This is a genomic window from Caldithrix sp., from assembly GCF_056497305.1.
Window position 1 is genome coordinate 1 of the sequence record NZ_JBSMDE010000183.1, and the last position, 10,334, is coordinate 10,334.

7 protein-coding genes are annotated in these 10,334 nt (G+C 49.7%); 5 read left to right on the plus strand and 2 right to left on the minus strand.

Going from position 1 to position 10,334, the window contains the following annotated elements; genetic code table 11:
* The first annotated feature begins 567 nt into the window (after positions 1–567).
* The 3 genes from ACWB0I_RS15000 to ACWB0I_RS15010 all read left to right on the plus strand — a co-directional run bounded on the left by ACWB0I_RS15000 (position 568) and on the right by ACWB0I_RS15010 (position 3,394).
* Positions 568–1,977 carry a nicotinate phosphoribosyltransferase gene (locus tag ACWB0I_RS15000; RefSeq protein WP_479388886.1) on the plus strand — a complete coding sequence of 470 codons (1,410 nt, stop codon included), beginning with the start codon at positions 568–570 and terminating at the stop codon, positions 1,975–1,977.
* Between the two features lie 2 nt (positions 1,978–1,979).
* Positions 1,980–2,600, plus strand: a complete 621-nt coding sequence (gene pncA / locus ACWB0I_RS15005; RefSeq protein ID WP_479388887.1) for a bifunctional nicotinamidase/pyrazinamidase — start codon at positions 1,980–1,982, stop codon at positions 2,598–2,600.
* A gap of 245 nt (positions 2,601–2,845) precedes the next feature.
* Positions 2,846–3,394: a macro domain-containing protein gene (locus tag ACWB0I_RS15010; protein WP_479388888.1), complete on the plus strand. Its 549-nt coding sequence runs from the start codon at positions 2,846–2,848 to the stop codon at positions 3,392–3,394.
* A 153-nt stretch (positions 3,395–3,547) separates the two neighbouring features.
* Here ACWB0I_RS15010 and ACWB0I_RS15015 read toward each other — a convergent pair whose 3' ends face one another.
* Entirely contained in the window at positions 3,548–4,246 is a 699-nt protein-coding gene (locus tag ACWB0I_RS15015) for a DUF6901 family protein (RefSeq protein WP_479388889.1), read from the minus strand.
* Positions 4,247–4,302: 56 nt separating this feature from the next.
* Positions 4,303–7,980 (minus strand): methionine synthase, encoded by a 3,678-nt coding sequence (gene metH / locus ACWB0I_RS15020; protein WP_479388890.1) that lies wholly within the window; start codon positions 7,978–7,980, stop codon positions 4,303–4,305.
* 138 nt (positions 7,981–8,118) lie between these two features.
* Here metH and accC point away from each other — a divergent pair, with 138 nt between their 5' ends.
* Both accC and ACWB0I_RS15030 read left to right on the plus strand, forming a co-directional pair.
* A complete protein-coding gene (accC, locus tag ACWB0I_RS15025; RefSeq protein WP_479388891.1) occupies positions 8,119–9,618 on the plus strand; it encodes an acetyl-CoA carboxylase biotin carboxylase subunit in 1,500 nt (499 codons plus the stop codon).
* A 2-nt stretch (positions 9,619–9,620) separates the two neighbouring features.
* Positions 9,621–10,130: an acyl-CoA carboxylase biotin carboxyl carrier protein subunit gene (locus ACWB0I_RS15030; protein WP_479388892.1), complete on the plus strand. Its 510-nt coding sequence runs from the start codon at positions 9,621–9,623 to the stop codon at positions 10,128–10,130.
* Positions 10,131–10,334: the final 204 nt, after the last annotated feature.

A 10,334-nucleotide genomic window follows, 5' to 3' on the forward strand; every position in this document is an offset into this window, starting at 1 on the left:
AAGCTTTCCCAAAAGTTAAAGTAGATGAACATTTAAAAATCAAAATTTACATTGTAAAGATTATAACTCCCTGTTCCCTTTTTTAAAGGGGACAGGGCCTGGGGGATGGGTTTTAAAACAAAAGCTCGCCTTAAAGATCGATGGGGTGATGGCTCATTTGTGAAAAGACTTCCGCTGTTGGAGGGCAAGAATTAAAAGTATAAGAGTATAAGAGTGTAATGGTTAAAGAGTGCCTGTCATCGCTCTTACACAGCCTCGAGCCGAAAATCGAGTTACGTTGCGCCTGCAAATGGTTTGCCAATGTAAGGGATTCTCAGAATGACATGCCGGCCCAGGCCTTCACCGCCTGAGCAAACTTGCCCCTTGGTAAATTAATTCGTAATTCGTAATTTTTAATTAAAATGCGCCCTTTGCGGTTTTTTAAAGGTTGCAGCCTTCCTGCATTAGTTGTTTTTACGGGATTCCTATTTCAAATAAATGGCATTTAAATCCGTGCTGTTTGAATTTTGTTGTTGATTGTTGTAAAATCGGTAATGAAAAATAAAGATCAGAGCGGAGGTGATAGCAGTGAAATGTGAGCAGATTGGTCTGCTGGTCGACAAATACGAATTGACCATGGCGCAGACCCATTTTAAAAATAAAAGGATGCATCAGAAGGCCTGCTTCGACTATTTTTTCCGCCAACTACCCTTTAAAAACGGGTACCTGGTATTTGCCGGGCTACAGGATTTACTCGAGATGTTGAATAATCTGCGTTTTGGGGAGCAGGAGGCGCAGTTTTTAATAGACGATGGTTTTGATCCGCAGTTTGTCGACTATCTCAGGCAGTTTCGTTTTAAAGGGACGATTCACGCCATGCGCGAAGGCGAGATTGCCTTTCCTGTGGAACCCCTGCTGCGTGTTGAGGGCAATCTGATCGAAACGCAAATGGTCGAAACGCTGATTTTGAATGTTTTAAACTTTCAATCTCTTATTGCCACCAAAGCCGCGCGCGTCCGCCTGGCTGCCGGTGACCAGGCCGTCAGCGATTTCGGCTTGCGTCGAGCGCACGGTCTGGGAGGCATTCAAGCCAGTCGGGCGGCCGTGATCGGCGGTTGCGATTCCACTTCCAATATGCTGGCTGCCTTTCATTACGGCCTTAAGGCCGTGGGTACCATGGCCCATTCCTTTGTGCAGAGCTTTGACGACGAGTTAACGGCCTTCCGTGAGTATGCGCGTTTTAATCCGGACAGTTGTGTTCTGCTGGTCGATACCTATGACACCCTCAAAAGCGGCCTGCCCAATGCCATTACCGTGGCCAAAGAATTGGAAGCAAAAGGGCACAGGCTGGTCGGCATTCGCATCGATAGCGGCGATCTGGCCTACCTTTCTAAAAAGGCACGGCGCATGCTCGATGAAGCCGGTCTGCACTATGTGAAGATTGCCGTTTCTAATCAGCTGGATGAATTTGTGATTCGCAGTTTGAATGAGCAAAAGGCGCCCATTGATTTTTTTGGGGTGGGCACGCGACTCATCACCGGGCAGCCGGATGCCGCCCTGGACGGCGTTTACAAGTTAAGTCTGCTCGATGACGAACCACGCATGAAAATCTCCGATACTCTAATTAAATCTACACTGCCAGGCAAAAAACGCGTGATTCGCTATTCCAACGGTGAAGGCGGTTTTTTAGCCGACGCCATTGTGCTCGATGATGAGCAAAAGATCGATTGCATCTACCATCCGTTTGAAAAAGAAAAACATTTTAAAGTTTCGGGTCTCCGAGAGGAGGAGTTGTTCATCAAAGTAATGGAGAACGGACAAATAACCATGCCTATGGAAACGGTGCAGAATATCGCGCAGCGTACGCGGGAGAGACTGAAAATGTTGCCTCCTGAGCATAAACGGTTTGAATATCCACACATTTACAAAGTCGGCATCAGTAAACGGCTGATGGAGTTACGCGATGCCCTGGTCAAACAATTTCGAGGGGAGGATTGAACATGAGTCGTGCATTAATTCTGGTGGACATTCAAAATGATTTTGTCCCGGGAGGGGCTCTGCCCGTGCCCGAAGGGGATCAGATTGTCCCGATAGTCAATAAAATTATGCCGCTGTTTGATCTGGTGGTGGCCACACAGGACTGGCATCCGCAAAATCACGGCAGTTTTGCCTCCAATCATCCCGGAAAAAAAGAGTACGATGTGATTGAATTGAACGGCCTGCAACAGATTTTATGGCCGGATCATTGCGTGCAGGGCTCGTCCGGAGCTGATTTTGTGCCCGGGTTGAACACCAATCCGGTTGAAGCCATACTACGCAAGGGTACCGATCCAAACATCGACAGCTACAGCGGCTTTTTTGACAACGGGCGCAAAAAAAGCACTGGCCTGGCAGATTTCTTGAAAGGGCGGGGCGTAGATGAAGTTTTTGTGGTCGGACTGGCCGGCGAATTTTGCGTAAATTACACCATTTTAGATGCGGCCGATCTGGGCTTCAAAACATATCTGGTCAAAGACGCCACCCGTCCCCTGGACTGGCAAAATTTTGAAAAGGCCATGCAAACCATGCGCCAAAAAGGCGTAACCATTCTGGAAAGTAAAGATCTGGTTAGCGCACCGTAACCCGAGCTTCAGCTCGAGACTCTGTGAAAGCAGAAATCCCTAACACTGGAAAAAGGAATCTATCCTCATGAATTACGAATTTTTTCTGACAGTAAATAGAATGAGTAATGGAGTTGGCGTAAACAGGCAGGAGCATTTTCTACCAGGATTTGTTTCCGAAAAATTTTTTAACTATACTTCTTTGTTAAATTTTCAAAGGCAATGTCCAGAGGCATTCGTCAGTACCATGGACGAGAGGAGGACCGATGAAACAGGTAAAAATCGGCTCTGTAATTTTAGAACTGGTTCAGGGAAATATTGCCAGTCAGTCGGACATGGAGGCGGTGGTCAATGCGGCCAACGCCATGTTGGCGCCCGGTGGGGGAGTGGCCGGCGCCATTCATCAGGCCGCCGGACCGGGACTCTATGAAGAGTGTAAACCTCTGGCTCCCATTCGGCCCGGTCAGGCGGTCATTACCTCGGGGCACGGTTTGCCCAATCGCTATGTCATTCACACCCTGGGCCCGGTTTACGGAACGGACAGGCCGGAGGCAAAAATTCTGGCCGATTGTTACAGAAATTCTTTAAAACTGGCCGAAGAAAATCACATTGAGTCCATCGCCTTTCCGGCCATTTCCACCGGCATTTTTGGCTACCCGGTCAAAGAAGCGGCTCAGATAGCCCTCAGCACTGTTCTTGATCAGGCGCCTGAGTTGAAGCATGTTAAAAAGATACGCTTTGTGCTGTACAGTGCCTCGGATTTAAAGACCCATGAGGAGGTTCTGGAAAGGTTGTTGAGCGAGCGTGGATTGTAGGCCTGGCATCCCTGCTCTGTTTTTAAAAAAAAGATTTTCCCGTTTCGTTCCGACTTTCTCGGGGCCCCAGTCGAAATCATGGGAACCCCCAGGCGTAAGCCTGAGACCTGCGGCTACCGCAATTTTTAAAAATGATAGGCCGGGAAAGACCGTTTATTGGTAAAGGTATTCGAATTCCCGCAGACTCTCTTTAATGGTTTGCGGTAATTCTTTGGCAAAGACGTCCAGTGCGATTAAGGCGTTCAGGTGGGCATCGCGACCAGAAAAAGCGCGGAAGCGGCTGGCCAGACCGGCATTGACTTCTTCAATTTCATAATAAATCTGAATCAGGCCGTTCATGTCCCAATCTGCCTTCTGGCCCTTTTTGTACTTAATGAATTCCCCTAACAGGTAGGTGCTGGCCGCCCGGAAGATGGTCTCGGGCAGAGTAGCAAACGGCAAATGAAAACGCACCATGGGCTTTAATTTGCCCAGAATAGGGCAACCACTGCTGACCATGAAAATGCCCATCATGGAGCCCAGCCCGTGTTGTACGGAGGTGCGGCTGGAATAGGTGCGCTCTGGGGTTTCCACTAAAACGGTCACTTTTTCATAAGAAATAATGTCTTTAAAATCTCTCAGGATGTATTCCAGGTTTCGCGTTACCGGACAATAGGGATGATCTTCCTTTTTCAGAGGGCAATTGGCGCACTGATGAAAGTCCAGATGCGACAACCTGGAAGGTTTAAACGAATTTTTGGGAATGATTTCCAGAGATTGGCCGTCCAGTTCGATATCAAAACTAAGCGTTTTGCCGGTATCGAATAGAAAACGATAGATAAAGTGTAAGCGTTTGTCTTTTTTCTTTGCCATTCTATTAAAGCCGTGTTAGTTAACTCTTCAATATGATCGACAGACTTTCAGAAAAATTAACCCTCATCTTCGATCAGGATGGGCGCCAGCCAGCGCTTAAGTTTTTCCAGGCTCATCCCCTTACGATGTGCGTAATCCTGCAATTGATCCAGGCCAATTTTACCAACGCCAAAATAGCGGGCCCGGGGATGAGCAAAAAAGTAGCCGGATACAGAGGCTGCGGGTTGCATGGCCATCGATTCGGTGAGCGTAACGCCAATTTTTTCGCTGGCCTGTAGAATTTCGAAAATAGTCTGTTTTTCTGTGTGATCCGGACAGGCCGGGTAGCCCGGCGCCGGGCGGATGCCCCGATATTTTTCGGCGATGATTTGTTCATTGGTTAACTGTTCATCGGGGGCGTAACCCCAATACTGTTTGCGCACCAGTTCGTGCAGGTGCTCGGCAAAGGCTTCAGCCAGGCGATCGGCCAGAGCTTTTAGCATGATGATCTGGTAGTCGTTGTGATCGGCTTCCAGATGTTTGACCACCTCCTGCAGGCCGAGTCCGGCGGTGACCACAAAAAACCCCAGATAATCATTGATTCCGCTCTCTTTGGGGGCAATAAAATCGGCCAGGGCAAAATTTGCTTTTTTGCCGTTACGTTGCATCTGTTGACGCAATGTGTGCACCACTGCCAGCAGCTGTGTCCGTTGAGGATTGCCGTAAACTTCGATGTCATCGCCCAGGGCGTTGGCCGGAAAGATGCCCAGAATGCCGTTGGCCTGAAGCCATTGGTTCTGGATGATATCGTCCAGTAAGCGGTTGGCATCGGTAAATAATTTCTGCGCTTCTTCATGTTTCAGAATGTCCGGATATTTACCGCGCAACTCCCAGGCGCTGAAAAAGGGCGTCCAATCGATGCGTTCCCGTAAACGTTCCAGGTCGTAGTTGTTCAAAATGTGTATCCCGCCGGATTTTGGAGTGGCAATTTCTTGTGGGCTGAACGAGAGCTTTAGTCGGTTGCGGCGCGCTTCTTCAATGGGAATCAGTTTTGCTCTCGAACGTTGGTGGCGAAAGCTTGTGGCTATCTTCTGGTAATCTTTGCGTAGCGTGCGGGCGAATTGTTCGCGCGTTTTCTGATTTAAAAGATGGCTAACCACGCCCACCGAGCGGGAAGCATCGGGGACGTAAACGGCTAAGCCGCGGGAATAGGCGGGCGCAATTTTAACGGCCGTGTGTTTTTGAGAAGTGGTGGCCCCGCCAATGAGCAGCGGCAGATCAAATCCCTGACGCTCCAGCTCACGAGCTACGTGGACCATTTCGTCCAATGAGGGCGTGATTAAACCGCTCAGGCCAATGATGTCCACCTTCAGAGCACGGGCAGCTTCGATGATCCTGTCCGCTGGCACCATGACGCCCAGGTCGATGATTTCGTAATTATTGCAGCCCAGCACTACTCCTACAATGTTTTTACCGATGTCGTGCACGTCGCCTTTAACGGTGGCCAGCAAGATTTTCCCCTTGGCCGTGGAGGCGGTTTGCAGTTTGAGGGCGTCCAGGTAAGGCGTTAAATGGGCCACGGCCTTTTTCATCACGCGGGCGCTTTTGACCACCTGCGGCAAAAACATCTTGCCTGAGCCAAACAGATCACCAACGATTTTCATGCCCTCCATCAGCGGTCCTTCAATGACCTTGATGGGATCGCCGTATTTCTGGTAAGCCTCTTCGGTATCGGCTTCAATGAATTCGGTAATGCCTTTGATCAGGGCGTATTGCAATCGCTCTTCCACCGCTTTTTCGCGCCAGGCTAATTTCTTTTCTTCTTTACTTCCGGATTGTTGAACTTGCTGGGCAAAGGCAATCAGGCGTTCTGTAGCATCGGGTCGACGATTAAAGAGTACGTCTTCCACGCGCTCCAGCAGGTCTTTGGGAATGTCTTCGTAAACGGTAATCTGTCCGGCGTTGACGATGCCCATGTCCATACCAGCCTGGATGGCATGGTACAAAAAGGCCGAATGCATGGCCTCACGAATTACATTATTGCCTCGAAAGGAAAAGGAAAGATTACTCACCCCGCCGCTCACTTTAGCATAGGGCAGGTGCGCCTTGATGTAGCGCACCGTTTCCAGGTAATCCAGCGCATAGTTGGCGTGTTCGCTCATGCCTGTGCCCACGGCGAAGATGTTGGGGTCCAGGATGATGTCCTGCGCAGGAAAATTGACTTTTTCGGTGAGCAATTTGTAGGCCCGTGTGCAAACTTCGATGCGTCTTTCCAGAGTGTCGGCCTGGCCCTTTTCGTCAAAAGCCATTACCAGCACGGCGGCTCCCAAGCGTCGCGCCTGGCGGGCCTGTTGTAAAAAGGTCTCTTCGCCCTCTTTAAGACTGATGGAGTTGATGATCGATTTTCCCTGTAGACATTTTAATCCGGCCTCAATAACTTCCCAGCGTGAGGAATCAATCATGATCGGCACGCGGGCAATATCGGGTTCGGCGGCAATCAAATTTAAAAAGCGTTTCATGGCTTCAACGGAATCGATCAGCCCTTCGTCCATGTTGACGTCTAAAATCTGGGCGCCGTCTTCCACCTGTTTGCGGGCAATGGCTACGGCCTCTTCAAAGTTGCCTTCACGAATCAGGCGGGCAAATTTACGTGAACCGGCGATGTTACACCGCTCGCCGATGTTGATGAAGTTGCTGGTGGGCAAAATGGTTAAGGCTTCCAGACCGCTGAATTGCGTGTAAATCGGAACCTGTGGAATCTTACGCGGTGGCAAATCTTGCACAATCTGAACAAAGGCGCGGATGTGCTCAGGCGTGGTGCCGCAACAACCGCCCACAATGTTCAACCAGCCCTGAGCGGCGTATTCCTGTAATACCGCGGCCATCTGGCGGGCCGTGGCTTCGTATTCTCCAAATTGGTTGGGCAAACCGGCGTTGGGATAGAGAGTAACGTACACATCGGCCATGTTGCTCAACTCTTCGAGGAAGGGCCGCATTTCTTCGGGGCCCAGTGAGCAATTGAGCCCCACGCTGAAAATGGGGAAGGGCTTAATGGAAATCCAGAAGGCTTCTAAGGTTTGTCCCGAAAGGGTGCGCCCGCTTTTATCGACAATCGTCACGGAGATCATCACCGGCAGGCGGGTGTTCAGATCTTCAAAACATTGTTCAATGGCGTAAAGGGCGGCTTTGGCGTTCAGCGTGTCAAAAATCGTTTCAATCAGCAGCAAATCGACGCCGCCTTCAATCAAGCCTTTGGCCTGCTGGTAGTAGGCTTCGGCCACCTGATCGAAGGTTACCTCGCGGTAGCCCGGGTCTTCTACCTTTGGCGAAATGGAAAGCGTGCGGTTGGTCGGGCCAATCGAACCGGCGACAAAACGTGGTTTATCTGGCGTGGCTTTGCTTTTGGCGTCGGCTGCTGCGCGGGCCAGCCGGGCTGCGGCGTAATTCATTTCGTAAACCAGACCTTCCATCTGATAATCGGCCAGAGAAATGGCGTTGGCATTGAAGGTGTTTGTTTCGATGATATCGGCTCCGGCGTCCAGATAGGCTGTGTGAATCTCTCTGATGATGTCGGGTCGCGTTAAACTCAGCAAGTCATTATTGCCTTTGAGGTCTGTGGGCCAGTTCTTAAAACGCTGCCCACGAAAGTCCTCTTCACTCAGGCCATAGCGCTGGATCATGGTGCCCATGGCGCCATCTAACACCAGAATCCTTTTTTCTAATTGCGAACGAATGTACTCTTCTTTATTTTGCATTTTTTCTACCGTTTTTGAATAATTATGGTGCAAACTTAATCTATTTTGCCAAAGGTTGCAAGACGCGCTTTTGGATAGGATTGAATTTAGTTTTTTAAACCGTTAAATTGGTGTGGGATATTCATCTTTGGGAGACCTATGTTTAAGAAAATTCTTATTGCCAATCGCGGTGAAATTGCCTTACGGATTATTCGTACCTGTAAGGACATGGGAATTCAATCGGTTGCGGTTTATTCTGAAATCGATCGGAAGAGTCCGCATGTTTTATTTGCCGACGAAGCCTATCCTCTGGGAGGTGTGACATCGGCAGAGAGTTATTTGCGAGGCGATAAAATCATCGAAATTGCCTTGCAACATCAGGTGCAGGCCATCCACCCGGGATACGGCTTTCTGGCTGAGAATGCCGATTTTGCGCGGGCCGTTCAGCAGGCGGGGCTGACCTTTATCGGTCCGCCGCCGGAAGCCATTGAATTGATGGGCAGCAAAACTGCAGCCCGCATTTTGATGCGTGAACACGGTGTGCCGACCATTCCGGGTACCCTGCAACCGGTGCAATCGGAAAAAGAAGCGCTGCAGGTAGCAGGGGAGATTGGCTTTCCCATTCTTTTAAAAGCTTCTGCCGGTGGAGGGGGAAAGGGCATGCGTCTGGTGCACAAAGCGCAGGAACTGCCGGACGCTCTGCAGGGGGCAGCGCGGGAAGCGCAATCGGCTTTTGGCGAAGCCAGTGTGTACATCGAAAAATATCTGGAAAAACCGCGTCACATCGAATTTCAGATTCTGGCGGATCAACATGGCCATATTGTGCATTTAGGCGAGCGCGAATGCTCCATCCAGCGGCGCCATCAAAAGATCATCGAAGAGGCGCCTTCGGTTGTGTTGACGCCCGAATTACGCCAGAAGATGGGAGAAGCAGCCATCAAAGCTGCCCGCGCCTGCGGCTACCAGAATGCAGGCACCATCGAGTTTATGTTCGATCAAAACGGACAGTTTTATTTTCTGGAAATGAATACGCGTCTGCAGGTGGAACATCCGGTAACGGAAATGGTAACCGGCCTTGATTTGGTGGAACAGCAGATTCTGGTGGCGGCCGGAGAAAAATTGGCCGTTAAAGAGTCCTACACCGATTTTTACGGCCATGCCATTGAATGTCGCCTATACGCGGAAGATGCCGGAAACAATTTTTCACCTTCGCCGGGGAAAATTACTTTTCTACGTCCGGCTATGGGCCCCGGAATTCGCGAAGATTCCGGAGTTACGCAGGGCAGTGAAATTTCTCTTTACTACGATCCTATGATCTCCAAACTGATTGCCTGGGGGGCCGATCGCCAACAGGCAGTCCGCAGAATGATTCGCGCTCTGAAAGAGTACCAGTTGGCGGGCATTACGACCAATATTGGCTTTCTGCTCAAAGTCATTGAGCACCCTGCTTTTCAAAAAGGAGAGTTAAGCACTACCTTTATTGATGAACACCGGGCCGATCTGTTTCAGAATGATCTGCCGGAGCGCGAGGCCCTGGCTCTGGCCGCTTTGCTGGGACATGTGAAGAGACCCAAAAAGTCGGTTAAAGTGTCTCAGAACAACAGCCAATCAACCGTTTCTCAGTGGAAAATGGTAGGCCGCCTGAAAAATGCGAGGTAACAATGAAATACGTGGTTAAAATCGGTTCACAGGAATTAAGTTTTGAATATGACGAAGCAACGGGGAAAATTTCCAATCAGAACACTCGAGAAATACCCTACGATTGGGTGCAGATTGCTGAAGGTTGCTTTTCCCTTTTGTTGAACGGAAAAAGCTATGTGCTGTACCTGGAGCCTTCTAACGGAGCTTACCGCCTGTTTGCCGAAGGGCAACTGATCAGCGCCAGCGTGCAGGATGAGCAGAACCTGCTGATCAACCAGCTGGTAAAAGCGCAGCGCAGCGAACCTAAAGAGCAGATTATTAAAGCGCCCATTCCCGGCCTGGTAACCAAAGTTTTTGTCGAGCCCGGGGCCTCTTTACAAAAGGAAGAATCCGTTTTGACTCTGGAAGCCATGAAAATGGAAAACTTGATTAAAGCGCCCTGTAGCTGTCTGGTGGAAGAGGTTTTTGTCAAGCCGGGACAAACGGTTCAACAGAATCAGGACCTGGTTTTGCTGAAAAAAACCGATTGAGTTTTTAACTCTCAATAAATCTTTCTGGGTAGGAAGGCTGCAACCTTAAAAAAACCGCAAAGGGCGCATTTTAATTAAAAATTACGAATTACGAATTAATTTACCAAGGGGCAGGTTGTGCCCGGGCGGTGAGGGCACGTGCCGGCATGTCATCCTGAGAATCCCATACACTTGCAAACAATTCGCAATCGCAACGTAACTCGA

What these genes read in the sequence shown, in the direction of transcription:
- pncA (WP_479388887.1), top strand. Translation starts at nt 1,980, where the DNA reads ATGAGTCGTGCATTAATTCTGGTGGACATTCAAAATGATTTTGTCCCG.
- ACWB0I_RS15010 (WP_479388888.1), top strand. Translation starts at nt 2,846, where the DNA reads ATGAAACAGGTAAAAATCGGCTCTGTAATTTTAGAACTGGTTCAGGGA.
- ACWB0I_RS15015 (WP_479388889.1), bottom strand. Translation starts at nt 4,246, where the DNA reads ATGGCAAAGAAAAAAGACAAACGCTTACACTTTATCTATCGTTTTCTA.
- metH (WP_479388890.1), bottom strand. Translation starts at nt 7,980, where the DNA reads ATGCAAAATAAAGAAGAGTACATTCGTTCGCAATTAGAAAAAAGGATT.
- accC (WP_479388891.1), top strand. Translation starts at nt 8,119, where the DNA reads ATGTTTAAGAAAATTCTTATTGCCAATCGCGGTGAAATTGCCTTACGG.
- ACWB0I_RS15030 (WP_479388892.1), top strand. Translation starts at nt 9,621, where the DNA reads ATGAAATACGTGGTTAAAATCGGTTCACAGGAATTAAGTTTTGAATAT.